We start from the raw sequence: 25,314 nt of genomic DNA, 5'->3' as shown, positions 1-25,314 counted from the left end.
ATGCCGACGCGATACGGAGGATGGGAATGAATCCGCTCGAGGACCTCCAGTACTTTCTTGCGCTGGCGCGCAACGGCAGTCTGTCAGCCGCGGGGACGGATCTCCAGGTCAGCCACACCACCGTCAGCCGGCACGTCAGGACCCTGGAAAAGTATGTTGGCTACAGGCTCTTCGACAAGGGACCGGCTGGCTGGAACCTCACCGACGAAGGTCTCCGACTGTTGGAGCGCGCTGAGCGGATTGAACACGAGGCGCTTGCCGCGTTCGCCGGACGTGACAACACGGCTGGGACAGTGCGCGTCGCAACTACCGAAGGATTCGGAACACACATTCTCGCGCCACTATCGGCGCAGATTCGCCGAGCCGACCCGTCCATCGAGATCGAACTGATGATGACGAGTCGCACACCGTCGGTTTCAGCCAGAGACTTCGACATCGCGATCACCCTTCAGCCTCCGATGAACCCGAACATCGACACCGTAAGACTCACTCCCTATCGGCTCGGGCTGTTCGCCAGCATCCCTTACCTCGATCGTCACGGAACTCCCCCCGACCTGGATTCCCTGCGTGCCCACGATTTCGTCTGGTACGTCCAGTCGCTCCTCGACATGTCAGAGCTCGACTTTCGCGAGCTGGGCATACCCGACGAACAGAAGGTCGTCAGGTGCACGACCTCGCTCGGACAGCTCGCGGCAGTCCGAGCGGGCGCAGGAGTCGGTGTACTTCCCCTGTTCATGGTGGGGCAAGCCGGTGACCTTCGCCCCGTCCTCAGTGCCAGCGTGATGGTCGAGCGAACCTACTGGCTCGTCACATCGCCACATTCGAGCCGGAGAGCGAATGTCCGAGTTGTCGCCTCGGCCATCGTCCACCACGTGTCCGCCTCGAACAAGAGATTCCTCACCTGCGACGTCGCCCCCTCCCGACCAACGGCTGAACGGGCAAGCTCGCCACCACTTCGCCATCCGTTTCGACTATCGGAATGATGCGATGGCGCCGCCCGCCCCCACGTCACACAGTGGTCACGCTCACATGACGAGAGGTGACCATGAACCAACCAAGCGCGGCTCAAGCCACATCAGCGATACAGGACGCGGCCGACCGGCTGTCTGCCGCCGAGCAGACGAGGAAGCCCTGCGCCCCGGTTCGTGACCTCATCGGCGCCGATGGCGCACGGGCCTACGAGGTGCAGCGCCGCAACGTTGAGCGCCGCAAACAAAGGGGCGCGAGGGTCGTCGGAGCCAAGATCGGACTAACATCGCCTGCGGTCCAAAGACAACTCGGTGTCGACCAACCCGATTTCGGGATCCTCTTCGACGACATGGAGGTTTCGGGCGCAGCCACCATTGATTCGACGCGGCTGCTGCAACCCCGCATCGAGGCCGAGGTTGCGTTTATTCTCAAGTCCGACCTAGACGGCCCCAATCTCGACGCTGGCTCAGCGCGGGCGGCAGTCGACTACGCAGTGCCGGCCCTGGAGATCGTCGACAGTCGAGTCGAGTCCTGGGATATCACCTTCGTGGACACCGTCGCCGACAACGCGTCGAGCTGCATGTACGTACTCGGGGCGCAACGCCGGAGCCTCGACAGCTTCGAACCTCGGGAGGTCACGATGGAGATGACGGTCGACGGAGCTATGGCTTCGTCTGGCTCTGGCATCGACTGCCTCGGGGATCCGCTCGAGGCCCTCGCGTGGCTCGCCCGCACGATGAGAGATCTCGGGACGCCCTTGCGCAAGGACCAGGTCGTTCTCTCGGGTGCTCTCGGTCCAATGGTCACCGTTCACCCGGGTATGACGGCCGTGGCCAACATCAACGGTCTCGGGACCGTGTCCGCATCTTTCGGCATAGGAGAGAAGCCGTGACTGCATCAACGATTCCCCGTCAAATCGCCATCATCGGCTCCGGCAACATCGGTACTGATCTGATGATTAAGGTTCTGCGGCTATCAAAGACGCTTGAGGTCGGAGCGATGGTTGGCATTGACCCCGATAGCGACGGGCTCGCACGCGCGAACCGGCTCGGAGTACCTACGACCTCGGACGGGGTTGACGGCCTGATTCGCATGCCCAACTTCGAGGCCATCGACATCGTGCTCGACGCGACCTCTGCCCGCGCCCACGCTGCCAACTACACCGCCCTCAGGCGCTACCGCAAGCGAATGATCGACCTGACACCTGCAGCCGTCGGACCGTTCGTAGTGCCCGCCGTCAACATGGGCGCGAGCCTCTCTGCAGACAACGTCAACATGGTGACGTGCGGCGGGCAAGCCACTATCCCGATCGTCGCGGCAATTTCCCAAGTCACTCCTGTTGCGTATGCGGAAATCGTCGCTTCAATTGCATCGAAGTCGGCGGGGCCTGGAACACGTCAGAACATCGATGAGTTCACCGAGACGACGGCCCACGCCATCGAGCAGGTCGGCGGTGCCCGGAAGGGGAAGGCCATCATCATTCTGAACCCTGCGGAGCCACCTCTCATCATGCGTGACACGGTTCTTGCGCTCATCGGACCTTCCGACCACGACGCGGTCAAGGGGTCCATACGTGCGATGGTTGATGCTGTTGCCGAGTACGTCCCCGGGTATCGCCTCAAGCAGCGTATTGAAATTCAGCCGTTGGACGGACTGCCGGTCGGGACGCTCACCTCGGAGCCCGTCACACACAAGGTGAGCGTCTTTCTGGAAGTAGAGGGCGCAGCGCACTACCTGCCGGCATATGCAGGCAATCTCGACATCATGACCTCCGCAGCGTTGCGTGTTGCGGAAGCGATGGCAGCCCAGAAACTCAGCGGAGCAGTGGCGTGAACGAAACGCGTACGACTGTCTTTGTCCAGGACGTCACTCTCCGCGACGGCATGCACGCCATCCGACACCAGCTTGCGCCCGGCGAGGTAGCCCAGATTGCCGCAGCCCTTGATGTCGCAGGGGTCGACGCCATCGAAATCTCGCATGGCGACGGTCTCGCCGGAAGCAGCCTCAACTACGGTCCCGGAAGCCATACCGACTGGGAGTGGATCGAGGCTGCAGCTGCCAACATCCAACGCGCTCGGTTGACCACGCTCCTACTTCCGGGCATCGGGACGGTGGATGAATTGCGCAAGGCGCACGACCTCGGTGTTCGCTCCGTTCGTGTCGCGACGCATTGCACGGAAGCCGACGTTTCGGCCCAGCACATCGAGACGGCGCGCGACCTCGGCATGGATGTCGCAGGATTTCTGATGATGAGCCACATGGCTGCGGCCAGCGAGCTGGCAGCCCAAGCGGCTCTCATGGAGTCCTACGGCGCCCATTGCGTCTACGTGACGGACTCGGGTGGCCGGCTGACCATGGACGCCGTGCGTGACCGCGTCCGGGCATACCGTGACGTCTTGGATGCCACGACCGAGATCGGTATCCATGCCCATGAGAACTTGTCTCTGTCGGTCGCTAACAGCGTGGTTGCGGTTGAAGCGGGCGTCACTCGGGTCGACGCCTCGCTCGCGGGACAAGGTGCAGGTGCGGGAAACTGCCCCATCGAGGCCTTTGTCGCCGTGGCCAATATCCTCGGCTGGCAACATGGCTGCGACCTCTACCAACTGCAAGACGCTGCCGAGGACCTCGTTCGCCCGCTCCAAGACCGGCCTGTACGCGTGGACCGGGAAACCTTGACGCTCGGCTACGCCGGCGTGTACTCCAGCTTCTTGCGGCACGCCGAGAAGGCGGCTCAGACCTACGACCTCGACGTTCGAACCATCCTGACCGAGGTGGGGAATCGCCGGCTCGTCGGAGGCCAAGAAGACATGATCGTCGACATCGCCATGGAACTGTCCGAGGTAGCGGCAGACCGTTGAGGACGGTTGGCCGACTGCTCTATCGCGACGCTCTGCACCTCGTCAGGTAACAACTTCGCATTGGCCTCGCCAGCATTCCACTCAAAGGAATGGAGCCGTTGTGGCCACACGTGAGGACTGTCACTGTAATGCGCCAGTGACCGACCTCACAGTCACGTCCGCTCTCGGAACACGCCTAGGGAGAACACGAATGACCCACAAGAAGAGGGCCTTGGCGCTAGTTGTCGCCGCTCTCACCGTGATGACGAGCGCCGCATGCGGCAGCAGCGAAAACTCCGGAGACAGCGCCTCTGATGCCATCAAGATCGGTGCCGTCTTCAACCTGACTGGCGACGGGTCCGTGCTCGGCGCCGACGAGATCCGAGGCGCCGAGGCGTTCGTCAAGCAGATCAACGCCGACGGCGGTCTCCTCGGTCGCGACGTCGAGCTCATCACCATCGACGCTGCATCTGACCCGCAGAAGGCCGCAGACGCAGTGGCTCGACTCGCGGAGCAGGAGCAGGTCTCGGTCATCATCGGCCCTGACGGTACGCCGACCACGATCGCAGCCATTCCCGCAGCGACTCGCGCGCAGACTCCACTTGTCTCCACGGGCGGATCCTGGTCGTACGGCATGTCTGGCGACGACCTGGAGTGGGCCTTCACGGCAACCCCCCCGACGACCGCGGGACTGGACGCCTACGAGGAGTACTGGGCCAGCATCGGAGTGGAGAAGGTTGCAATCATCGGGGCCGACACGCCCTTCCTCGACGTGCCGAAGGGCTACTTCGAGAACAAGACCGATGGCGTCGAGTTGACCACCCTTCAGAGTTTCTCGCCGGGCGCCACTGACATTACGGCGCAGATGACCACGGTTCTCGACTCCGACCCGGACTTCGTTCTCAGTTGGTCGACTGGCCCCGACGGTGTCACTGCGCTTAAGGCCCTCGACTCGCTAGCCCCTGACATGCCGCGGGGACTCAACGGCGGCACAACAACCACGGCCTTCGAAGAGATCGCCGGAGACCTTCTGGAGGGGACGACTGCTTGGAGCTACCGCTCCCAGGTCGTCGACACGCTGCCCGCCGGCCCTGGCAAGGATGCCGTTCAGGCGTACCTCGACGGGATGGAGGCGGCCGGTGAGGACACCGTCGGTGGAGCTAGCAACGCAATCATGGCGTGGGACGCCATGATCAGTGCTACCGACGCAATTGAGGCTGCCGATTCCACGGACCCGAGTGAGGTCCGTGACGCCCTGGAGATCCAAAGCTTTGAAGGTGCGATCACACCGTGGAAGCGCACTCCTGACGATCACGCCGGCGCACTGGGCGGGTACGTCCTGGTGAAGTACGACGATGGTCAGTGGCACCCCATCGACGAATAGTAAAAACCCGAGTCCGATCCAGATTGAGGTTGAGAGTTGCATACCTTTTGGGTCCTGCTAGTCGCAGGCATCACAAGTGGCGCGGTATATGGCCTACTCGCGGTAGCGATCTGCCTCACCTATAGGGTCTCCAAGGTCATCAACGCGGCTATCGGTGAGTTGATGGTCCTTGGAGCCCTGATCGCATCGTCGCTGATCGGTAGGGGCTGGCCGCTCGCGATCGCTGTTGTGGTCGGCGTCGGCGTGGTCGGCCTGGTCGCGGCTGCCTTTAGTGGCATCATTCTTCGCCCAGCCATCAAGGCGAAGTCGACCATGAGTCAGCTGCTCCTCGTCACCTTCTCTCTCAGCATCCTCTTGCAGGGCGTCATGCTCGTCGCCTACGGCCGAGACATTCACTCCGCGCCAGCGTGGATCGGCGGTGACGGGATGACGATCGGCGGAGTGGTCCTCCAGCCCCAGCGGCTTCTGATCCTCGCCGCCACGCTCGCGCTGGGAACCGGCCTCGTCCTTTACTTCTCCAGGTCGGTGCACGGCAGGGCGATGACCGCGACATCCCAGAACCCTGTGGGAGCAGCGCTTGTCGGAATCAGCGTGAGCCGATTCCGAGACGTAGCGTTCGTTGGAACCGCCGTCATCGCCGCGCTCCTCGGCTGCATGCTTATCCCCATCACTCCCTTCGTGTACAACGCAGGCCTGCCCCTCGCACTTGTCGGGATGGTGGGCGCCACACTCGCTCGATTCGTGAACATTGGCGTAGCCATGGCTGCCGGCATCGTCATCGGCGTCCTTGAGCAGATGATTGCTCGCTACGTCTCTGCGGATCTGCAAACCTCACTCGTCTACATCGTGCTGACCGTTCTTATGTTGGCGGTACCCAGCGCATTCGCCACAGCTAAGGCCAGGGCATGAACGAATCGACCGTCCGTCATGCGCGGAGCGCAACTCCCGTACTGATCGCGATCGCAGTGTTCGCACTGCTGGTCGCGTCCCTTGGAGACTCGTACCGAACCGGCATTCTTTCCCTTGCCGTCGTCTACGGCATTGCACTAGTTGGAATGCACGTCCAGATCGGGTATGCAGGGGAGCTCTCGCTCGGTGCCGTCGCCTTCATGGCCGTTGGGGCTTACGGCAGCGGAGTCCTCACGACTGAGCACGATATGAACCCCCTCGCCGCAATCGGTGTGAGCCTTCTGATCTCGCTCGGCGCCGCCCTGATCATCGGCTCCCTGTGCTTGCGGATCTCCGAGCTCACGCTCGCCCTCGTCACGCTATTCATGGTGATCATCGTTGAACAGCTCGTAAGTCATCTCGATGCCTTCGGCGGCACCTTCGGCATCAGCGGAATCGAGCCGCTCGAAGTCTTCGGGTACTCGTTTGAGTCCCGCACGCAGCAAGCAGTCCTGGCCGGAGTCGTTCTGCTCGCCGTGTGGCTGTTCGCCCGATACCGGCTTCGTGCGCTGACCGGCCTGGAGGTCGTGGCATTGAGCCACGATGCGACGATGGCCGAATCGCTGGGTGTGGCGGTCCGTCGGCGACGCCTGGAGGTCTTCGTGTTCGGCGCGTTGGTCGCATGCCTTGCTGGTTCTGTGTTTGCGCACACCCGCCTCTACGTGTCCCCTGACCAGTTTGGTCCGGGATTAATCTTTGAACTGCTTCTAATGATGTACATCGGCGGATTGCGGTTCCTTTTGGGCGGATTCCTGGGTGCTTTGATCTTGGGATTCCTGCCAGACATCGCAATCTCACTGCAGGATTACCTTCTGATCATCGAGGGCGTGTTGTTCCTTGCGATCTTTGCGCTGGTACGCGACCGCGGGCTCATCGGATTCGTTGGGCAAAGCGTCGCGAGAGTTCTTCCCAGCTCGGTCCGCGAAGCTCCGCATTCGGTAGTGAAGCAGACCGCATTGACGGTCCTGCGGCCAACGTCGGCAGACGCTTCCCTGTCAGGTGGAGCGTCGCTGAAGATCACAGGAGCATCGAAGAGCTTTGGCGGCGTTAAGGCCGTGTCTGATGTCGACCTGACGATCGGCTCCCGGGGCATCCACGCTGTGATCGGCCCGAACGGTGCCGGCAAGACAAGCCTGTTCAACCTGGTATCGGGACTGAGTAAGCCAGACGATGGCAGCATCGAGATCTTTGGACAGAATCACACTTCCAGTGGACCAGTAGCGATCGCGCGCGCTGGTCTCGCACGAACGTTCCAGACGGTTCGGCTCTCCGAACAACTGACGGTTCTGGACAACGTCGCCGTCGGAAGCGCGCTCGCAAACAACACGTCATTCTTCCGTCTCGGGGATGGTAAGCAACTGGGTGCTGCCCGGGCGCGTGCGATGGCGATCCTCAACGAACTTGAGATTGCCCAGCTGGCGAACCGCATGCCCAGCGAGTTGTCGCTGGCCGACCAGCGTTTCGTTGAACTTGCTCGCGCTCTTTGTCGGGAGCCGAAACTCCTTCTGCTGGATGAGCCGGCCTCTGGCCTATCCGATGAGCAGCGGCGCACCTTGGCGCATACGCTGACGCGGGTTGGTCAGAGCCTTCCGATCGTCCTGGTGGAGCATGACATGAACTTTGTGCGATCAGTGGCTTCCCAGGTCACGGTTCTCGTAGGAGGTTCGGTGCTTCTGACTGCATTGACAGGCGCGGCCTTGAGCGATCCGGCTGTCATCGCGGCGTACTTGGGTGAGCCGCTAGACCGGGTAGATGGAACGACCGGAGGTCAGGCATGAGCGCCGCGTTGGCAGTTGACGGCGTGACCGTCTCGTACAGAGGGGCGATTGCGGTCCGCGACGTGTCCTTTGAGGTTCAGCCGGGCGAGGTCGTTGCGTTGCTAGGCAGCAACGGAGCGGGTAAGACCAGCCTTGCGAAGGCTGTCGCCGGTCTCGTAGCCCGCACTGGAACGGTCGCGGTCGGATCAACCGTCGTGAAGAACCAGCATCCGGAGCGCTTCCGCCAGGCGGGCGGGGCACTGGTGCCGCAGGGGCGGGAGCTCTTTCCCGAGCTGACAGTCCGGGACCATCTCGTTCTGGGAACCTACGGCCGGTACCTGCGTATGTCGAAGGCCATGGGAAGTCCGGCCCTCGTGAAGTCCATCGAGCGATTCCCTGTGCTCGGGGAGATGCTCGAGCGTCACGCGGGGCTACTCTCGGGCGGCCAGCAACAGATGCTTGCGGTTGCTCGGGCGCTCGTGGGTGAGCCCGCCTTGCTCGTCGTCGATGAGCCGTCACTTGGTCTTGCGCCCATCATCACCGACGGGCTGTACGACGAGTTCGCTTCACTGCGAGACTCCGGAATTTCGCTCTTGATCATCGAGGAAAGTCCGCAGCGCGCTCTTAAGCTCGCTGACCGAGCGCTTGTGATGGAGCGCGGGCAGATCGCTGAGGAGCTGAACCTTCAAGGGCATGCCGAGAACGTAATGAAGCGCCTTGAGGGTCGCTACCTTGGCATCTCCTAGAACTTGAGCCAGGTCGATGCCGCTTACAGACACGCACGCCCACGTGTGGAGCGTGGACGGCCCCGGTATGGGCTGGCTCAACGAGAACCGTTTCCGAGCGATTCGCCGTGACTACTCGATAGCCGACCTGCTCGCCAACATGAGAGTTGCCGACGTCTCGGACGTGGTCCTGGTGAGCTCGACTACCGAAGTATCCGAGAGTGAGTCCCTGCTGGAAATCGGCAGCCAGCATCCTGCCATTGCGGGCGTCGTCGGATGGGTGCCGTTGTCGACTCCGACCGAGACGGCTGCTGGCCTTCAGCGACTCACAGGCAACGAGAAGTTGGTGGGACTCCGATATCTCGATGGCTGGGAACCCGACCATGGGGTGCTCGTCGACGGCAGGGCGAGAGAGTCACTTCAATTGCTGGATGGCCTCGACCTGACTCTTGACGTGCAGGTGCCGTTCGCCAGCGCGTTAGCAGCATGCGACGCCATCGCTTCGGCAGCACCTAACCTAACCATTGTCCTCGACCACATGGTCAGTCCGGTCTTGCACGACCGGGGCGCCTTCGATGCCTGGTCGAGGGTTGTTGCCGACCTCGCGACGAGGACGAACGTGTTCGTGAAACTGTCTGGTTGGACCACGCGCCACGACGATGTTCCACTCGCGCTGATTCGGCCCTTCGTCGATGTGTTGATGGCGCGGTTCGGATCACGGCGACTGATGATGGGATCGAATTGGCCTGTGTCGAGCATGCGCGCTGGCTACCGCACGACGATGGCGTGGACCGCTGAGTTGGTCGACGAGCTCAGTGAAACCGAGGCCCGATGTATAGGGAGCGAAACGGCTGTGAGTGTTTACCGACGGGACAAGCGTTGACACATCTGCGACATCTGGTCGTCGACGCGTAACACGACATCGGAGTTCGGACTTCGGACTTCGGACTTCGGACTTCGGACTTCGGACTTCGGACGAGTATCTCTCTAGTTCGCCACAGCGGTTCCTGGGACGGAACTCTTATGTGAGTCGCCCGGAGTCGTGCGGCAGGAAGGGGATCTCGGCCCACCGCGACACGACAACGACATCTAGCGGTAGCGCAGGATGGTGCGGTTCGACGTCGGCGGGGATTCGACGCTGGCGGCGTTGACTCCTCGGCCGACGGACAGCTCAACTCCGTCGCGCCACCTTGCGGTCTGTGACCAACCGGGGCGACGACTCGCAGCTCAGGTGGTGTCGCTAGCGGTGTGGTTCGCGGCGTCGTGAAGGGTGGGCTTTAGGCCCTTGGGGCCGAGCGGATCCGCGATGTCTGCGAGCACGCGCTCGAGCAGCCCGGAGAGGACGTCGAGTTCGTCGTGCGAGAGACTTGAGAAGATGACTGAGAGCATCGACCAGTGACCTGGCAGTAGCGCGCTCAACAGGTTTTCGCCTCTTGGCGCGATGCCCACGGTGTAGGAGCGTCGGTCCTCGGGGTTCTCGTTGCGAGCCAGCAGGCCTCGATCGATGAGGTCTCGCACTGCGCCAGTGAGGTTCGGGGGCTGCACTGAGAGGGCTTCGGCCAGTTCCTTCATTGAAATCGGTCCAGGGCAGCGATGCAGAACGGTGAGGATGTTGAAGTAGGTGCCGTTCAGTTTGGACGGGCCCAGTTCGATGCCTTCTGCGCGGCTCACGGTGGCGATGATGCGGTGCAGGAGTAGGAGGGTCTTCAGGGGCAGCACGTCGAAGTCGTGACCGTATTCAGTGCGCACGAGGTCTATCTGACGTGCGAGGCTTTCGACGGTTCGTCGAGGACGTGCCCCTTCCTTCGGGCTGGTGGACGCCGGGGCATCTGGCGAGCGACTGATGGGACTGCTCCTTCGCTCCGAAGACACTTGACCTTCAACTGCGGGGGTCGCGCGGCGACGGGCGACCGGTCGCGACAAGGCCACAAGGTATACCAGCGCCCAGGTCGACGCACGGGTCCGAGCACTCTTGCTCCAACCGGCCATCTCCCGGAATTGCCCCCTTCACATGCTCCGGCAAAGAGGTTATGGTTCATAACAGTCTTGATCTCTACGCTGTTAACAAGGGGCACCGATGGATGCGATCGGCATCGGCATGACGCACTACCCAATGCTCGCCGGAACCGACGAGCACATGGCCGACCTGCTCAAGTGGACGCTCAACGACCCCGGCATCCCGGCCGGCTACAAGGACCCGGCCAACTGGCCGCCCCTCATGCAGAAGGAGTGGGCCGATGACGAGGGTGTCGCCGCCGCAGCCGGCCATCGCGCCGACCTCCTCGAGCACCTGCGGCGTTGCCGCGACTACCTGGACGACTTCCAACCAGACGTCGTGGTGGTCTGGGGAGACGACCAGTACGAGAACTTCCGAGAAGAGGTCGTGCCGCCGTTCTGCGTGCTGGCCTACCCCGACCTTGAGGTCGCACCGTTTGAACACATGAACGAGTTCGGGGTGCCGAACGCATGGGGTTGGCCCGACGACTTCACTATTCCGGTGCGCGGAGACGCAGCCCGCGCGCGCCAGCTGACCAACGACCTGGTGCGCGCAGGCTTCGACGTGGCCTACTCGTACGAGAAGCGCGCCAACTCACGCTTTCCGCACGCGATTCTCAATACGCAGCTCTTCTTGGACTACGACAACGCGGGTTCGAAGTTCCCGTACGCGCTCGTTCCGATGACTGTGAACTGTTACGGGCAGCACGCCATCGTGCGACGAGGAGGCATGGCGAGGTTCGCGGATATCGAGAACGAGGATGTCGATCCGGTCGGGCCCTCCCCGCAGCGTTGTTTCGAGTTGGGTCGAGCAATGGCTCGATCGTTCCGCGACCGCGATCTCCGGGTGGCCTTCGTGGCATCGTCGAGCTGGTCCCACGCCTTCCTCAACGACAAGAGTTGGCACATCGTCCCGGACACCCCGGCCGACGAAAAGCTCTACGAGGCGTTCCAGGCTGAAGACTGGGCTGCTTTCACCGCGCCCACCGTGGAACACATCGTGGGCGCTGGACAGCACGAGATGCTGAATTGGTTCTGCCTTGCAGGTGCCTGCGCCGAGTCCGGCCTTGAGTTGAACTGGTCCGACCTGGTGGTCACCGACCTCTTCAACTCGAACAAATGCTTCGCCCTGTTCAGCTAGCAAACCTCCGGCCGGGCCGCCGAGAACGGCGGCCGGGACCACGTCCCAGGATCTATCCGTCAGTTCGAGCTTGAAAGCAGATGCAAGTAGATGACATCAATCGACTTTGATTCGACCAGCCGGTTCGTCACGACACCTGAGGCGCGAGTTCACCTAAACGAGACCGGCGATGGGCCTCCGCTGGTCCTGCTACACGGGGGCGGTCCCGGGGGTTCGGGATGGAGCAACTTCAAACAGAACGTCGCGACGCTCAGCAAATCTTTCCGTGTTCTCGTCATAGACCAGGTTGGGTACGGCCTGACGGACAAGCCGGAGTTCGACGAGCCCTACTACGTCCTCTCGGCTCGGGTCATTCGCGATGTCCTGGACATCCTGGGAATCAAGCAGGCTGACTTCGTCGGGAACTCTCTGGGCGGCGGGACCGCCCTCCGCCTGGCGATCGACTATCCCGACCGTGTGCGGCGGCTCATCCTGATGGGTCCCGGAGGAGGGGCGAAGAACATCTTCGCCGTCGACCCGGCAGAAGGCCAGAAGGTCCTGATCGACTTCTACGCAGCACCGGGGCCCACTCGCGAGAAGATGCGCCGCCTCGTCGAGATTATGACCTACGACCACTCGTTCGTGACCGATGACCTGATCGAGGAGCGCTTCGCGGCCGCGACCGCTCCGGGCGCCGAGGAGGGTGCCCTTCGGGCACTGCGGTCCATTGGGTCGTCAGCGAGCCCGAACGAGAACCAGCTCTGGCGGCATCTGGCGAACGTGCCTCATCGCACGCTTCTGATGTGGGGGCGCGACGATCGGACTATGCCGCTCGATGGCGCGTTCTTCGCCCTGAAGGAGATGCCGGATGCGCAACTGCACGTGTTCCCTCGGTGTGGGCACTGGGCCCAACTGGAACACCAGGACGCGTTCGATCGCCTCACGACCGACTTCCTACTGCATTGAGCTAAGGCGTCGAATTCTGATCCGGCCGGAGGCCAGCGGCACATTATGCGCCCTCAGTCGACGTCGGTCCCCCAGGCAAGTGTGAGCCAGGGCCGAAGCGATCGTTGGCGCACCGGACTTGAGGGTCCCACGCTCGCGTCAGGGCAGCGCTCACCGTAAGCCCAGGTCATGCCCGTAGTCACCCGGAACATCCGGGACTGACGTCTACACAATCACCGAAGAAGACTAGGAGCCCCCGTGGCTGAGATGTTCTACGACGACGACGCCGACCTGTCCCTGATCCAGGGCAAGAACGTGGCGGTCATCGGTTACGGCAGCCAGGGCCACGCCCATGCGCTGTCGCTGCGCGACTCGGGCGTCGACGTCCGCGTCGGCCTGCAGCCGGGCTCGAAGAGCCGGGCGAAGGCCGAGGCGGAGGGCCTGCGTGTGGTCACGCCGGCCGAGGCGGCCGAGGAGGCCGACGTCATCGTCATCCTCGCGCCCGACCAGCACCAGCGGAAGCTCTACGCCGAGGAGATCGAGCCCGCCCTGACCCCGGGCGACACCCTGGTCTTCGGCCACGGCTTCAACATCCGGTTCGGCTACATCACCCCGCCCGACGGCGTGGACGTGTTCATGGTCGCGCCGAAGGGCCCGGGCCACCTGGTGCGTCGCGAGTACGTCGACGGCCGCGGCGTCCCGGTCCTCGTGGCCGTCGAGAAGGACGAGTCCGGCAAGGCGTGGAACCTCGCGCTGTCGTACGCGAAGGCGATCGGCGGCCTGCGTGCCGGCGGCATCAGGACGACCTTCACCGAGGAGACCGAGACCGACCTGTTCGGCGAGCAGGCCGTGCTCTGCGGCGGTGCCTCGCAGCTGGTCATGTACGGCTTCGAGGTCCTCACCGAGGCCGGCTACCAGCCCGAGGTCGCCTACTTCGAGTGCCTCCACGAGCTGAAGCTGATCGTCGACCTGATGTACGAGGGCGGCATCGCCAAGCAGCGCTGGTCGTGTTCGGACACGGCGGAGTTTGGTGACTACCTCTCGGGCCCGCGGGTGATCACGCCCGACGTGAAGAAGAACATGGAGGCGGTCCTCGCCGATATCAAGAACGGCTCGTTCGCCGAGCGCTTCATCGGCGACATGGACAACGGCTCGCCGGAGTTCACCGAGTTCCGCAAGAAGGGTGAGTCGCACCCGATCGAGCAGACCGGCAGCGAGATGCGGAAGCTGATGTCCTGGGTGAAGTCGCACGACTCGGACTACACCGAGGGCACCGCAACCCGCTGACGGGGCCAGAGTCGGATTCCCAGTTGTGTTGACTTCGTCACGTTTCCGTTCCAAACTAGTTGTAGTTCATAACTTTCTGCGAGGAGGGTCCATATGACCCACGTCGACGACGCCGGCGAGATCGATCAGCAGGTGGACGGACTCATTCTCTGGCGGCGACAAGGCGACCCGATCGTTCACCGGGCCGTGGCCAGCGGCTACAACTACAGTGATTTGCGCGACGGCGGTCTGCTCGATCGAGCCTCCTACGGCCGCCTTGAGCAGGTAGCAGAAGCCGTCCAGCGCGATGACCGTCTATGTGAGAGCCGGGAGCTCCTGGACGCTTGGCTGGACGCGTTCGAGATCCTCGCGAGCGTCCACGCTGAGGACTTTGGCGGCAAGCGGACATGAACACCCGAGAAGCGACCACGACGGCCATCAACGCGGACGTCCTAGATGACCTCTTGAGCGCGTGCCGACTTAGCGACAACTTGGGGCTGACCGAAGGCTTCGGCCATATTTCATCCCGGTCGACTGCTCCGGAGTACCTGCTCATCACACCGCGCACCGCCCCAGGTCTGATTCGCGAGGCGACCGAGTTCATCCACTACCGACCGGCTGAGCCTAGTGACGACCAGTTGGCGCAGCTTCCCCCTGAGCGACACATCCACGAGCAGATCTACGACGCACGCCCTGACGTAAACGCTGTCCTTCGGTTCCACGGGCCGTGGACACTTGCGCTCTCCACCGTCGTAGACGCGGTTCACCCGACCGTCGGCTATGGCGCCTACCTTGGCGCACACGTTCCAGTTCACGCAGACCCTCGGCTCATTCGCACCCCTGAAGCCGGCGCGCGACTAGCTGGCACGTTGGCAGCCGGCACAGCCGTCATCCTCCGGGGTAACGGAGCCGTGAGCACCGGAACGACAGTCCGTGAAGCGCTCGTGCGCGCCGTCTGGCTGGAAGGCACGGCCCGAGCAGTGCTGCAAGCCAGCGCGCTTGGAACCCCCATGTCACTCATCGGCGACGAGATCGCAGCCTTCGCCGATATCCCCGATAAGTCCCGTCAGATCGACCGGGCTTGGGCCTACTACTGCACCCGGCAAGACGTCGGTGCCCATCAGAAGGGACAGAACAATGGCAGGTAGCGCAGGAGCGCGGCCCGCAGCCGCGGAGGACGAGAACACCAACTCTCTTCACCCCTCAGCACTGCGCGAGCGAATTCCGGAGATGGGACTTAAGGAGTACTGGTACCCCGCGATCGAGGCAAAGAAGGTCAAGTCCGGCAAGCCGACCACGGTCAAGATGCTTGGGCAGGACCTCTCGTTCTTTCGTGGCAAGGACGGGAACGTGGTGGCCACCAGCAGTACGTGCCCACACCGCGGAGCCAGCCTCGCGCACGGCAAGTGCCACTTCGCGGGCACGATCACGTGTCCCTACCACGGTTGGACCTTCGACGAGACCGGCGCGTGTGTGGCGGTACTGGGCGAAGGCCCCGAGTCGCGCATCCCCGGAATGCCTGACGCCCGGGTCCGTTCGTACCCGACCCAGACCCACAAGGGCATCGTCTTCGCATGGATGGGCGAGAGCGACCCAGCGCCGATTGAAGAGGATGTGCCGCCGCAGTTCTTCAACGACGAATTTCTCATCCAGGTCAGCGTGACCAGTTGGAACTGCAACTGGCGGCCGGCCTTCGAGAACCTTCTCGACTCGCACGTCTTTTACGTGCACCGGAACTCCGTGCACCTCATGATGATGGATGCAGCGAACCTCTTGATCGCCAGCAAGATGGGCCCCCGTCGGCCCCGTCCGCGCGTCGTCAACGGACGCGCACTCATGTACCCGCCTGGCGCCCTGGGGTTCGCCGACGCTTTCGTCGGGACCGGCGCCAAGCACGCCGCCGAGAAGGCGACAGCGACCGAGGTTAAGACCTGGCCCCCTGCCCCGGAGGCAGGCCTGCAGGACTCCTACCCCGGCCTCGGCGGAGCCCAGTGGCCGAAGAGTGATCGGCGGGTCGCGTGGCACAAGGTCTACGGCGCGACGAAGAAGGTCATGCCCACGCCCTTTAAGCGCGACCCACTTGAGATCGACCCTGAGTGGAAGGATGCACACCTTCCGTGCACATTCCAGGTCTCGTACTCCGATCACATCTACTCCCGCATCACCGTTCCGATTGATGCCGAAACGTCTCGAGTGTTCTACTTCCACGCCACGATGCCGCTGACCCGGACCAAGCGAATCTGGGACCACGTGTACTTCGAGGTCTTCCAGAACTGGATGATGAACTACAACTTCTCCGGCCAGGACGAGAAGGTCGTGCGCCATCAGGCCTACGACACCCCGGAGACGTTCTCGGCCACCGATGTCTTCCCGCTCACCCTGCGCAAGCTCATTCTCGAAAACGCACGCGACTTCCACCTCAAGGACGGTCACGACACCGAGTGGCCTGATGCTGCAGGCGCCACGTCGGCCAAGGAGGACAGCAAATGAGGCCTGAAGACGCCGACCTAGATGTTCGGGCCGGCAATCGACTGCGCGGCAAAACCGTCATCATCACCGGTGCCGGGCGCGGGATCGGACGGGCAGCCGCCAGGCGCATGGCGACCGAAGGCGCCCAGCTCCTGCTCGCCGACCTCAATGCCGAAACGCTGGACCAGGTGATCCAAGAGACCTCCGAGATCACCACGTCGTCAGCCTTCACCGGCGACCTTATGCAGTACGCGACAGCGGAGAAGTTGATCTCAACCTGTCTCGAGCGATACGGCCAGGTCGATGTCCTCGTGAACAACATCGGCGGTGCAACAGCGCTCAAGCCGCTGTGGGACTGGAGCGACGAGGAGATCCTAGCGGAGATGAACCGCAGCATCCTTCCGACTGTTTGGTGTTGCCGGGCCGTGCTGCCGACCATGATTGAACAGGGGCAGGGCCGGATCGTGAACGTCGGCGCGGAGTCCGTCCGAAACGGGTTGTGGGATCGGGCGCCGTACAACATGGCCAAGGGAGCTGTCCACGCGCTCACGACGAGCATCGCTCGCGAGACGGCCGACAAGGGCATCCTCTGCAATTGTGTCGCGCCTGCGGCGACCGGACGCACCGACGGCCGGCTAGAGCGCCGAGTCGACCGTAAGCGAAGCCCCGAAGAGCTCGCGCACATCGCGCGAATCAACGAAATGATGCTCGATTCGATTCCCTTGGGTCGCCCGGCCTACCCCGAGGAGCAGGCGGCTGCGATCGCATTCCTTGCCTCTGACGACGCGTCGTTCATTACCGGCCAGGTTCTGAGCGTCAACGGTGGGTCCTCGATGCTCTGAAAGCAGTCGATCGCCTGCACCAATCCCATCTCAACGACTCAAAGCGGAGGACTCATGGCCCGCAACCTCGTGGCGCACATCTCTGACCTAACCCCAGGGCAGACCACGGTTGTAGACCTGGATGGCGAGGAAGTGCTGCTCGTCAGAATCAAGGACAAGGTCTACGCCATCAACAACCTCTGTTCGCATGCAGAGGGCTGGCTCGACATGGGGCAACTGTTCGAATCTAGTTGTGAGATCGGATGTCCGCTCCACGATGGCCGGTTCGACCTTCGCACTGGACAAGCCACGCACGAGCCTGCGACCGAGCCCGTCCCTGTGTACCGGGTCGAGGTCGAGGATGGGGACATCTTCCTCGTCGAAGGTGCCCCGGATCCGGCGACGGCGTCAGTGCGGGCCTCGTGATGGTCGAGACCGAGGATCCGGTGGTCGTCCTCGGCGGCGGCATGGCAGGTGGTCGCGCTGCGGAGTTCCTCGCGATGCGAGGCCGCGGCACTCGCGTCGTCTTGGTGTCGGACGAAGATCACCGTCCGTACCAGCGGCCTCCGCTGTCCAAGGAGTCGACTTGGGACGATCCGGTTCGAGAGGAGCTGTTCTTCAGAGATGAAGAGTTCTACGCATCCAAGGGAGTTCAACTGGCTCTCGGAACACGGGTCGAAGGGTTGTTGCCGGACAGCGATGTCTTGATCACGAATCAGGGCGAGAAGATCGCATTCTCAAGGCTGTTGATTGCCACCGGTTGCCGAGTGCGCCGACTACAAGTGCCCGGCTCCGATCTCAGAGGTGTTCATTACCTGAGGTCGATTCCGGACGCGAAAGGCCTGTGGGACGCCGTCCATGGCGGCGGTCCTGTCGTGGTCGTCGGCGCGGGCTACGTGGGTTGCGAGTTGGCAGCGGTCATGGCGGGACTCCAGGTCGACGTCACCGTCGTCGAGGCGGGCTCCGAGCCACTCGGGATCTCCTTAGGGGCAGAGGTCGGAGCATGGGTTCGGTCCTTCCACGAACGGCGTGGCGTCAAGTTTGTGACAGGTCGGACCGTCGTACACATGGACGGCGAAGACCGGGTCGGCAGCGTTCGCCTCGACGATGGGACGAGGTTGCCAGCCAGCACGGTCGTCGTTGGGATCGGAGTGGTCCCCGATGTCGAGTGGCTCTCGGGATCCGGTGTGGAGATCGGCGACGGAATCCTCGTCAATGAACGATGCGAGACGAGCAGGCCTGGGGTGTTTGCTGCAGGTGACGCCGTGCGATGGACTCACCCGCAGTACGGCTCGATTCGGCTGGAGCACGAAACCAACGCCCAAGCGCAGGCTGTCGTCGCTGCACGGAACATTCTCGGCGGGTCGACAGAGTACAACCACCTCCCCTACGTGTGGTCCGACCAGTACGGCGACACGTTGGAGTACGTCGGATACACACGTGGATGGAATGAGGCGGTCGTCCAGACCGACGAGACGAGCTTCACAGCCGCTTACCTGACTGGTGGCGCTGTTGCGGCGGTTGCTGCATACGCACGCCCCGATGTAATCGCACTTGCGAAGCAGGTCCTCAGCGACGGACCTGTTGCTCGCGAACTCTGGCGGGCGGCGGCCAAGGACCTAGGGGTCTGACGATGCTTGGTGACGGGCGGTGCGTTCTCGAGAAGAGGGCTGTCTGGTCACCCGCCGTGCCGACGAGCAGCGACGCTGAGAGGAGAGGGTCATGAGTGAGGTTTCGACTGTTCGAGCCGCCGATGATTCTACGTCGGTGGTAGAGCGCGTGTTTCAGGTGCTGGGAGCACTTGACATGGCAGGCGAGCCCACCGCACTGGGTCAAATCAGTGAGCGAACTTCGCTTCCGAAGCCGACGGTGCACCGGTTGCTGCAGCAACTCATCGCCCAGGGCGCCGTAGAGCGAGTTGGTCAGCACTATCGCCCGGGTATCAGACTTTTCGAGCTCGGAGCGTCGGTCGGTCGGCAGCAGCGTCTCCGCGAGGTTGCAATGCCGTTCCTGGAGGACCTCCACCAGCGCGTCGGACACTCAATCCATTTGGGTGTCCAGCATGGCGGAGAGGTTCTCTACTTGGAGAAGATCAGCGGGCCGCACCGCAACGTCGTCAACACCAGACCCGGGACCAGGAAGCCGATGCATTGCACTGGGCTTGGGAAAGCGATGCTCGCCTACAGCTCGGCAGAGGCCAAGGAAGCGGTCATCGCCCGTGGATTGCCTCCACGTACTCGGTACACGATCACCTCCCCTGCAGGTCTCTCTCGACAGCTCGCTCAGGTCGCAGAAGACGGATACGCCTTGGATCGCGAGGAGCACGCTCTCGGGGTGTTGTGCGTGGCGGCGCCGGTCGTTGATGCCGCCGGGAACGCCAGCCTGGCGTTGTCAGTCTCCGGTCCGTTGGACGCACCTGCTGTTCAGCGAAGCATCCGGGCCGTCACGCAGGCTGCTGCTGGCTTGGCCACCGCTCTCGGTGGGAGAACCTGGAGCTAACAGCGCAGAACCCGCGCCCACAGGCACCCCGTCGGCTACAGCTGACGCGTTGGGTCGTGTGATCGACTTAGGTGCGGCGTCGGTCGACGTCGAGGTATCCGTAGAACCCCTCGATGTGTGCTTGAACCAGGTCCGCAGCTTCCTCGGCCTTGCCGCCGCGAACTGCCTCGAGGATCGCCGCATGCTCCGAAGCGAGTTGGCTCATGACGGCCGGCGCGTTGGCCAGGTCAGCGAATGCGGCGGCCATCTCTCGTTGCACGGCGTCGCGAATGGCGCTCATGAGGGTCGCAAGGAGCCGGTTGTCAGCAGCCTCGGCCAGGCCCAGGTGGAACGCGGCGTCGATGGCGTTGAAGCGCGCGCTTTCGATTTCGGGAGACTTCATTGCCTCAAGCAAGCGGTCGAGGTCCTCAAGGTTTCCGCGGCCAGCAGCTTGGGCGGCCTCGTGGGCGCTCCAGCGTTCGAGCTGCACCCGCACCTCCATGACCTCACGTTGGGAGAAGGAAGCGAGCGCAAGGTGAAGGCGGAAGACGGTCGACATCGCGGCTGTGTCTTCGGCAACGACAAGGGACCCGGCCTTTGCGCCTGAGCCGGGCGATGCACGAATAACCCCCAAAGATTCCAGAACTCTTATCGCTTCGCGGACCGCGCCGCGACTGACGCTTAGGCTCTTGGCCAGGTCACGTTCGGGAGGGAGTCGGTCCCCGGGCCGTAGCCTGCCGTGCACGATCTGGTCTTCTATCTGTGCGAGAACTAGTTCGTGGCTGCGTGGTACTCGAATCGGGGTCCAATGAGCCTCAGCTGGGTCCATCGCATCCCCTTCCTGAACGCATGGTCGTAAGACCACCTTCCCACGCAAGGTTGGGATTGCCTGCTCAGTACACAGGTGTCTCGACGTAGGTTCCGAACACGTCGCGTAGTGCACCGGTGATCTCGCCCATCGACAGACCGGCTCGGACAGCGGCGATGGTTGCCGGCATGAGATTGGCGTCGTTGTCGCGAGCTGTTTCGACCAGGGTTGCGAGAGCTGCCTGTGCGGTCTCGGCGTTGCGCTCCGCACGTACCTGCTGCACGCGGCGGATCTGGCGCTGCTCGGACTCGGGGTCGAGCTGGTGTGTCTCGATCTCTTCCGTCGAGTTCTCATCGATGTACATATTGACCCCAAGCACAGGGCGGTCGCCGCTCTCCTTGCGGAGCGCGTACTGGTAGGCCGTGTCTGAGATCTCGCGCTGCATAAAGCCGTTCTCGATCGCTGCTACGACTCCACCAAGGCTTTCGATCTTGGCTAGATAGTCGTGAATTCCCGTTTCGATCTCATCGGTAAGTGCCTCGACGTAGTACGAGCCGCCGAGGGGGTCGACAATGCTAGGAACGCCAGTCTCATGTGCGATGACCTGCTGGGTGCGAAGCGCGATCTTCATGGCGGTTTCGCTCGGGATCGTGTACGCCTCGTCGAGACCGTTGGTGTGGAGCGACTGTGCCCCGCCCAGGATTGCTGAGAGGGCTTGGAGCGTCGTGCGGATGATGTTGTTCATGGGTTGTGGCTTGGTCAGCGTTGCCGCTGCAGTCTGAGCGTGGAACCGGAGCCGCATGGACTGTTCGTTCTCGGCTCCGAACTCGTCGCGCATCATCTTGGCGTAGAAGCGCCGGACAGCCCTGAACTTTGCGGCTTCCTCGAAGAAGTCAGCCTGGCTCACGAAGAAGAACGACAGTCGCGGAGCGAACGTGTCGACGTCGACGCCGGCCGCAATGACGTCACTCACGTAGGCGCGCGTGATCGCCATGGTGAAGGCGACCTCCTGCACGGCGTTCGCGCCGGCTTCGCTGATGTGGTACCCGCTGATGTTGACCGGGTTATAACGGGCCATATTCTCAGCGCAATAAGCGATGCAGTCTCGGACAATGCGCATACTCGGACGAACCGGGAAGATCCATTCCTTTTGGGCGACGTACTCCTTGAGGATGTCGTTCTGAATCGTTCCGCTCAGTCGGTTCAGGTCGTAGCCCTTGTCTTCGGCTACAGCGATGTACATGGCCAGCAGGATCCAGGCAGACGGGTTGATGGTCATCGACACGGAGATGTTCTCCAGGTCGATTCCGTCGAAGAGTGCCTCCATGTCGGAGAGCACGTCGACGGCGACTCCTTCGCGGCCGACCTCTCCCAGACTCATGGGGTCGTCGCTGTCGAGACCCATCAGTGTGGGCATGTCGAAGTCGACGGAGAGGCCCGTCTGTCCCTGGTTGATGAGGTACTGGAAGCGCTTGTTGGTCTCTTCGGCTTGACCGAATCCGGCGATCTGGCGCATCGTCCAGTGGCGGCCCCGGTACATGGTCGGGTAAGGCCCTCGCGTGAACGGGAATTGACCCGGAAGTCCGATATCGTTCCAGTCCTCGGGAAGGTCAGCCGGCGTGTAGACCCTCTTGACGGGGGCGCCGCTGCCAGTGCGGAACACTCCCTTCGACTCTGGCGTCCGTTGCAAGAATGCCTCGAGCTCGTGGCTCTCCCACCCTGCGAGTCGTTCCTCGATGGCCTTGACGGCGGCCTCGTTGGTGATCTTGATGGCGTCGGCCTCGTGGGTGCTCATGCTCGTCCTTCCTCAGTCAAGTTGTGTTTTGCCGCTTACCAGTGCATGTGCGGCTTCGTGCGGACTGAGCCGCCCGATGCGTACGCCTTCGACAAGTTCGTTCAGGTGCGTGGTACCGGGTTGGGTCGACCGCATCGCGATGTCGACGGCGGCCCACCGAATCTGTGATGTGGCTGCGTTGCGTTCGTAGAGTTCTAGGGCGCCGGACGCGGTGAGCCACGACTGGTGCTCCTCAAGGGCTTCGCGCAGCTCGTCGAAGCCCTTCCCGCCGGTCGCCACTGTCCGGATGATCGGCGGGCGCCAAGAGTCGGGTGCGCTGGACGCGAGTCGCAGTGACTCTCGGATCTCAGAGGCGGTGAGATCTGCACCGGGGCGGTCGGCCTTGTTGACCACGTGGACGTCGGCGATTTCTAGGATCCCGGCCTTGATGGCTTGGATGTCATCTCCGAGCCCGGGCACGCTGACCACGACAATCGTCTGCGCGACGCTCATGACGTCGATTTCGTCCTGTCCGACGCCGACTGTTTCGACGAGTACGCGGTCGAATCTGGCGGCGTCGAAGACTTTGATGGCATCGAAGACTGCTCGTGAGAGCCCACCGGTTGCTCCTCGGGTGGCCAGGGACCGGATGAAGATGCCGGTGTCCCCTGACAGTGCGTTCATCCTGATCCGGTCGCCGAGGATGGCTCCGCCGGAGTAACCGCTTGAGGGGTCGACTGCGAGGACAGCGACTGTCAGACCATCGTCGCGGTAGTTGGCGGCCAGTCTGGCGACGAGCGTGCTCTTTCCGCTGCCGGCCGGGCCGGTGATTCCGATGACGTGAGCGTGAGGCTCGGTCCCTCGGAGTGCGGCGAGCAGGTCGTCGGCCGATCGATCCCTGCGTTCGACCGCTGTCAGAGCAACCCCGATTGCGCTGGGTTCTTGGCTCCGGATGCGTTGTGCGAGCTCGGCCGGGTTCGCTGATGCGCCGCTTGGGCGAGTGGTTGTTCGGGTCATCAGTTGTCGCCAGTGAGAAAGAGGCGGCGGTCATCAATGACGCGGCGAGCTTTGAAGTCCGTCCGGTCGAAGGTGTTCTGTGCGACCGCGACCACTCGGGCGCGGATACCGAGTACGGCCTGCAGTTCGTCGGCGACGCGGTTGGTCCATGCGGACGTCTCAGCGGTCGTGTACTCGCGGTGCTCGATCTGAACGAGAAGATCGTCCATGGTGCTCTCGCGGGAGATGACGATTCGGTGTTCGCCGCCGTAACCCGGTAACTGCATCACGACGTCGTCGATGGCGCTCGGGTAGATGTTTTCGCCGCGGACCACGAACATATCGTCGATCCGGCCGTAGATCCCGCGAGGAAGGCGGGGATAGGTGCGACGGCCGTCGGTTGCGGGTGCCTCCCATTTGGTGAGGTCGTTGGAAAGCAGTCGAATCATCGGCTGGCTGGTTCGCTCAAGCGTTGTGTAAACCGGAGTGCCTTCGGAGCCGTACGGCACGGGCAGGTATGTCGATGGGTCGCATACCTGGGTGTAGACGAGGTCCTGCCAGCAAAGCATCCCTGGTCCGTCCTGATCTCCGCCGAGTGACATCCAAGGGCTGACTTCGGCCATGTTCCCGGAGTCGTAAACCGCGGCGTTGAACGCTCCTGCGATGCGGTCACGTACTGCAGGAATGCTTGCGCCCGGTTCTCCGGAGAAGAACATTGTTCGCAGCCCGAGAGTGTCTGGGGAGATTCCTGCGTCTGTTGCGACCTCTGCAAGGCGAAGAGCGTATGAAGGAGTGCCGTAGAAGACGGTCACGCCCATCTGCTTCATCCATTGGATGGTGCGCAGACTCTGACCGGCGACACCGGCACCGAAGGGAAAGACGGTGGCTCCGAGTCGCTCGGCCCCGATGTACGCGCCCCAGGATCCCCAGTACAAGGAGAGGGGGGAGCCGATGAGCACGGTGTCGGTGGGGCGGATTCCCATGGCCCACATAACTCTGGCGTGGGCGTTGGCGACGGCTCGCCAGTCGCGCTCGTTGATGCCGAAGGCTGTCGGGCGACCGGTGGTACCTGAGGTTCCGTTGATGTGGGTGACCTCTTCGCGATCGACACTGAGGTAGCTGCCAAAGGGCGGATTCTCTTCTTGGTCGAGCCGCAGTTCGGCCTTTTCGACGACTGGGACGCGTGCATAGTCGTCGAGCGACTTGATGTCGCCAGGTTCTAGGCCTGCGACAGTCCACTTTCGGCGGTAGAACGGCGCGTGGTCCCAGGCATACGCCATGACGTCCTGGATGCGGGTCAGGATCAGTTCGTCGCGATCCTCGGGGGCCATGGTTTCTCGAATTGGAAACCAGTACGGCTGGTCGTTATTAGCGGGCAGGTAGGTGTCGTCGTACGACGGTGGCCACTTCCAGTCTTCGAGCGGTTGCTTGAGGCTCACGAGGCCTCTACCTGGTTCCGGGCCTGGTTCGCGGCGTCGGTGACGACCTCGACGATGTGGCGCGGCGCGGTGTCCTGGCCGAGGACAGCGGCGACACCCAGTTCGATCAGGGTCCTCTCGTCCTCGTCGGGCATGACGCCGCCAGCGACGACGGCAAATCGTGGCGTGTAGGGAAGATCTGCGATGAGCGTGAAGAGTCGACCGAAAATGGTCAGGTGTGCTCCGGAGAGCAGGCTGATGCCGAGCACGTCGACGTCTTCTTGCACGGCGGCTTCGAGGACCTGCTCTGGGCTGCGGTGAAGGCCGGTGTAGACGACCTCCATGCCGGCGTCACGCAGTGTGCGGGCGACGACCTTGACGCCTCGATCGTGCCCGTCGAGACCGATCTTAGCGAGCATGATGCGGATCGGAGCGGTGTCGCCTGCGTCGATGTCGGAGTGTGCGGACAGCGGCATGGGGGCTCCTAGGTTGGCCTGTGGCGTGTGCCACATATGTGGTCCTACCTTAGGTAACACACTCGCACTCCGCAAGAAGTTATAAAGAATCACTATTCTTGATGGGCGTGTCGGCCCCCAGCCGACCT

The 25,314-nt window shown here is 62.8% G+C and carries 25 protein-coding genes and 1 pseudogene; 19 read left to right on the top strand and 7 right to left on the bottom strand.

Annotated features, from left to right (window positions below):
- Positions 1-26 precede the first annotated feature (26 nt).
- The 9 genes from NOCA_RS12355 to NOCA_RS25795 all read left to right on the top strand — a co-directional run bounded on the left by NOCA_RS12355 (position 27) and on the right by NOCA_RS25795 (position 9,503).
- Complete coding sequence (locus tag NOCA_RS12355) at positions 27-983, top strand: LysR family transcriptional regulator (protein WP_011755606.1); 957 nt, start codon at positions 27-29, stop codon at positions 981-983.
- Between the two features lie 62 nt (positions 984-1,045).
- Complete coding sequence (locus NOCA_RS12350; RefSeq protein ID WP_011755605.1) at positions 1,046-1,861, top strand: 2-keto-4-pentenoate hydratase; 816 nt, start codon at positions 1,046-1,048, stop codon at positions 1,859-1,861.
- Positions 1,858-2,802, top strand: coding sequence for an acetaldehyde dehydrogenase (acetylating) (locus NOCA_RS12345; RefSeq protein WP_011755604.1), 945 nt, complete (start codon positions 1,858-1,860; stop codon positions 2,800-2,802). Before NOCA_RS12350 ends, NOCA_RS12345 begins: the two co-directional genes overlap by 4 nt.
- Positions 2,799-3,827, top strand: coding sequence for a 4-hydroxy-2-oxovalerate aldolase (gene dmpG, locus NOCA_RS12340; protein ID WP_011755603.1), 1,029 nt, complete (start codon positions 2,799-2,801; stop codon positions 3,825-3,827). The genes NOCA_RS12345 and dmpG overlap by 4 nt, the downstream gene beginning before the upstream one ends.
- A 190-nt stretch (positions 3,828-4,017) precedes the next feature.
- Complete coding sequence (locus tag NOCA_RS12335; RefSeq protein WP_011755602.1) at positions 4,018-5,190, top strand: ABC transporter substrate-binding protein; 1,173 nt, start codon at positions 4,018-4,020, stop codon at positions 5,188-5,190.
- 36 nt (positions 5,191-5,226) lie between these two features.
- Entirely contained in the window at positions 5,227-6,099 is an 873-nt protein-coding gene (locus NOCA_RS12330) for a branched-chain amino acid ABC transporter permease (RefSeq protein WP_011755601.1), read from the top strand.
- Positions 6,096-7,916, top strand: coding sequence for a branched-chain amino acid ABC transporter ATP-binding protein/permease (locus tag NOCA_RS12325; protein WP_011755600.1), 1,821 nt, complete (start codon positions 6,096-6,098; stop codon positions 7,914-7,916). Before NOCA_RS12330 ends, NOCA_RS12325 begins: the two co-directional genes overlap by 4 nt.
- The gene (locus NOCA_RS12320) at positions 7,913-8,641 is read left to right on the top strand and encodes an ABC transporter ATP-binding protein (protein WP_011755599.1); all 729 of its coding nucleotides are present in this window, start codon (positions 7,913-7,915) and stop codon (positions 8,639-8,641) included. The genes NOCA_RS12325 and NOCA_RS12320 overlap by 4 nt, the downstream gene beginning before the upstream one ends.
- A gap of 16 nt (positions 8,642-8,657) precedes the next feature.
- Positions 8,658-9,503 (top strand): amidohydrolase family protein, encoded by an 846-nt coding sequence (locus NOCA_RS25795; protein ID WP_011755598.1) that lies wholly within the window; start codon positions 8,658-8,660, stop codon positions 9,501-9,503.
- Positions 9,504-9,847: 344 nt separating this feature from the next.
- On the opposite strand, the gene NOCA_RS25790 is transcribed toward NOCA_RS25795, so the two are convergent.
- Positions 9,848-10,369, bottom strand: a complete 522-nt coding sequence (locus tag NOCA_RS25790) for a MarR family winged helix-turn-helix transcriptional regulator (RefSeq protein WP_049774332.1) — start codon at positions 10,367-10,369, stop codon at positions 9,848-9,850.
- A 328-nt stretch (positions 10,370-10,697) separates the two neighbouring features.
- Between NOCA_RS25790 and NOCA_RS12305 the strand changes: the two genes are divergently transcribed.
- The 10 genes from NOCA_RS12305 (at position 10,698) to NOCA_RS12260 (ending at position 19,735) form a co-directional block, all read left to right on the top strand.
- Positions 10,698-11,756 (top strand): hypothetical protein, encoded by a 1,059-nt coding sequence (locus NOCA_RS12305; RefSeq protein WP_011755596.1) that lies wholly within the window; start codon positions 10,698-10,700, stop codon positions 11,754-11,756.
- A 90-nt stretch (positions 11,757-11,846) separates the two neighbouring features.
- Complete coding sequence (locus NOCA_RS12300; protein WP_011755595.1) at positions 11,847-12,701, top strand: alpha/beta fold hydrolase; 855 nt, start codon at positions 11,847-11,849, stop codon at positions 12,699-12,701.
- A 237-nt stretch (positions 12,702-12,938) separates the two neighbouring features.
- Positions 12,939-13,967, top strand: a complete 1,029-nt coding sequence (gene ilvC, locus NOCA_RS12295; RefSeq protein ID WP_011755594.1) for a ketol-acid reductoisomerase — start codon at positions 12,939-12,941, stop codon at positions 13,965-13,967.
- Between the two features lie 93 nt (positions 13,968-14,060).
- Positions 14,061-14,357, top strand: coding sequence for a hypothetical protein (locus NOCA_RS12290; RefSeq protein ID WP_011755593.1), 297 nt, complete (start codon positions 14,061-14,063; stop codon positions 14,355-14,357).
- The gene (locus NOCA_RS12285) at positions 14,354-15,094 is read left to right on the top strand and encodes a class II aldolase/adducin family protein (RefSeq protein WP_011755592.1); all 741 of its coding nucleotides are present in this window, start codon (positions 14,354-14,356) and stop codon (positions 15,092-15,094) included. The genes NOCA_RS12290 and NOCA_RS12285 overlap by 4 nt, the downstream gene beginning before the upstream one ends.
- Entirely contained in the window at positions 15,084-16,436 is a 1,353-nt protein-coding gene (locus tag NOCA_RS12280) for an aromatic ring-hydroxylating oxygenase subunit alpha (RefSeq protein WP_011755591.1), read from the top strand. The genes NOCA_RS12285 and NOCA_RS12280 overlap by 11 nt, the downstream gene beginning before the upstream one ends.
- A complete protein-coding gene (locus tag NOCA_RS12275; protein ID WP_011755590.1) occupies positions 16,433-17,257 on the top strand; it encodes an SDR family oxidoreductase in 825 nt (274 codons plus the stop codon). The genes NOCA_RS12280 and NOCA_RS12275 overlap by 4 nt, the downstream gene beginning before the upstream one ends.
- A gap of 54 nt (positions 17,258-17,311) precedes the next feature.
- The gene (locus NOCA_RS12270; RefSeq protein ID WP_011755589.1) at positions 17,312-17,662 is read left to right on the top strand and encodes a non-heme iron oxygenase ferredoxin subunit; all 351 of its coding nucleotides are present in this window, start codon (positions 17,312-17,314) and stop codon (positions 17,660-17,662) included.
- The gene (locus NOCA_RS12265; protein WP_158305665.1) at positions 17,662-18,867 is read left to right on the top strand and encodes an NAD(P)/FAD-dependent oxidoreductase; all 1,206 of its coding nucleotides are present in this window, start codon (positions 17,662-17,664) and stop codon (positions 18,865-18,867) included. Before NOCA_RS12270 ends, NOCA_RS12265 begins: the two co-directional genes overlap by 1 nt.
- A 91-nt stretch (positions 18,868-18,958) precedes the next feature.
- A complete protein-coding gene (locus NOCA_RS12260) occupies positions 18,959-19,735 on the top strand; it encodes an IclR family transcriptional regulator (protein WP_011755587.1) in 777 nt (258 codons plus the stop codon).
- A 67-nt stretch (positions 19,736-19,802) separates the two neighbouring features.
- On the opposite strand, the gene NOCA_RS28270 is transcribed toward NOCA_RS12260, so the two are convergent.
- The 6 genes and pseudogenes from NOCA_RS28270 to NOCA_RS12235 all read right to left on the bottom strand — a co-directional run bounded on the left by NOCA_RS28270 (position 19,803) and on the right by NOCA_RS12235 (position 25,186).
- On the bottom strand, positions 19,803-20,273 hold the full coding sequence (locus tag NOCA_RS28270) for a FadR/GntR family transcriptional regulator (protein ID WP_238383465.1): 471 nt from the start codon (positions 20,271-20,273) through the stop codon (positions 19,803-19,805).
- 51 nt (positions 20,274-20,324) lie between these two features.
- Positions 20,325-20,543: pseudogene (locus NOCA_RS28660) on the bottom strand (FadR/GntR family transcriptional regulator); the annotation flags it as partial.
- 64 nt (positions 20,544-20,607) lie between these two features.
- A complete protein-coding gene (locus tag NOCA_RS12250; RefSeq protein WP_011755585.1) occupies positions 20,608-22,317 on the bottom strand; it encodes a methylmalonyl-CoA mutase family protein in 1,710 nt (569 codons plus the stop codon).
- A gap of 12 nt (positions 22,318-22,329) precedes the next feature.
- Positions 22,330-23,313 (bottom strand): methylmalonyl Co-A mutase-associated GTPase MeaB, encoded by a 984-nt coding sequence (meaB, locus tag NOCA_RS12245; protein WP_011755584.1) that lies wholly within the window; start codon positions 23,311-23,313, stop codon positions 22,330-22,332.
- Positions 23,313-24,731 carry a phenylacetate--CoA ligase family protein gene (locus tag NOCA_RS12240; protein WP_011755583.1) on the bottom strand — a complete coding sequence of 473 codons (1,419 nt, stop codon included), beginning with the start codon at positions 24,729-24,731 and terminating at the stop codon, positions 23,313-23,315. Before NOCA_RS12240 ends, meaB begins: the two co-directional genes overlap by 1 nt.
- Complete coding sequence (locus NOCA_RS12235) at positions 24,728-25,186, bottom strand: cobalamin-dependent protein (RefSeq protein ID WP_049774330.1); 459 nt, start codon at positions 25,184-25,186, stop codon at positions 24,728-24,730. The genes NOCA_RS12240 and NOCA_RS12235 overlap by 4 nt, the downstream gene beginning before the upstream one ends.
- Between the last annotated feature and the right edge of the window lie 128 nt (positions 25,187-25,314).

This window comes from Nocardioides sp. JS614 (assembly GCF_000015265.1).
GTDB lineage: Bacteria > Actinomycetota > Actinomycetes > Propionibacteriales > Nocardioidaceae > Nocardioides.
The sequence above is the reverse complement of the archived record's forward strand: the minus strand, read 5'-3'. Positions and strand labels throughout refer to the sequence as shown.

Bases quoted from the DNA above. Each gene is read 5' to 3' on its own strand.
- NOCA_RS12320 (WP_011755599.1), top strand. From the start codon at position 7,913: ATGAGCGCCGCGTTGGCAGTTGACGGCGTGACCGTCTCGTACAGAGGG.
- NOCA_RS12355 (WP_011755606.1), top strand. From the start codon at position 27: ATGAATCCGCTCGAGGACCTCCAGTACTTTCTTGCGCTGGCGCGCAAC.
- NOCA_RS12275 (WP_011755590.1), top strand. From the start codon at position 16,433: ATGAGGCCTGAAGACGCCGACCTAGATGTTCGGGCCGGCAATCGACTG.
- NOCA_RS12285 (WP_011755592.1), top strand. From the start codon at position 14,354: ATGAACACCCGAGAAGCGACCACGACGGCCATCAACGCGGACGTCCTA.
- NOCA_RS12350 (WP_011755605.1), top strand. From the start codon at position 1,046: ATGAACCAACCAAGCGCGGCTCAAGCCACATCAGCGATACAGGACGCG.
- NOCA_RS12335 (WP_011755602.1), top strand. From the start codon at position 4,018: ATGACCCACAAGAAGAGGGCCTTGGCGCTAGTTGTCGCCGCTCTCACC.
- NOCA_RS12250 (WP_011755585.1), bottom strand. From the start codon at position 22,317: ATGAGCACCCACGAGGCCGACGCCATCAAGATCACCAACGAGGCCGCC.
- NOCA_RS28270 (WP_238383465.1), bottom strand. From the start codon at position 20,273: ATGTCGACCGTCTTCCGCCTTCACCTTGCGCTCGCTTCCTTCTCCCAA.
- NOCA_RS12300 (WP_011755595.1), top strand. From the start codon at position 11,847: ATGACATCAATCGACTTTGATTCGACCAGCCGGTTCGTCACGACACCT.
- NOCA_RS12290 (WP_011755593.1), top strand. From the start codon at position 14,061: ATGACCCACGTCGACGACGCCGGCGAGATCGATCAGCAGGTGGACGGA.
- NOCA_RS12305 (WP_011755596.1), top strand. From the start codon at position 10,698: ATGGATGCGATCGGCATCGGCATGACGCACTACCCAATGCTCGCCGGA.
- NOCA_RS12325 (WP_011755600.1), top strand. From the start codon at position 6,096: ATGAACGAATCGACCGTCCGTCATGCGCGGAGCGCAACTCCCGTACTG.
- NOCA_RS12270 (WP_011755589.1), top strand. From the start codon at position 17,312: ATGGCCCGCAACCTCGTGGCGCACATCTCTGACCTAACCCCAGGGCAG.
- NOCA_RS12280 (WP_011755591.1), top strand. From the start codon at position 15,084: ATGGCAGGTAGCGCAGGAGCGCGGCCCGCAGCCGCGGAGGACGAGAAC.
- NOCA_RS12265 (WP_158305665.1), top strand. From the start codon at position 17,662: ATGGTCGAGACCGAGGATCCGGTGGTCGTCCTCGGCGGCGGCATGGCA.
- NOCA_RS12260 (WP_011755587.1), top strand. From the start codon at position 18,959: ATGAGTGAGGTTTCGACTGTTCGAGCCGCCGATGATTCTACGTCGGTG.
- NOCA_RS25795 (WP_011755598.1), top strand. From the start codon at position 8,658: ATGCCGCTTACAGACACGCACGCCCACGTGTGGAGCGTGGACGGCCCC.
- NOCA_RS12235 (WP_049774330.1), bottom strand. From the start codon at position 25,186: ATGCCGCTGTCCGCACACTCCGACATCGACGCAGGCGACACCGCTCCG.
- meaB (WP_011755584.1), bottom strand. From the start codon at position 23,313: ATGACCCGAACAACCACTCGCCCAAGCGGCGCATCAGCGAACCCGGCC.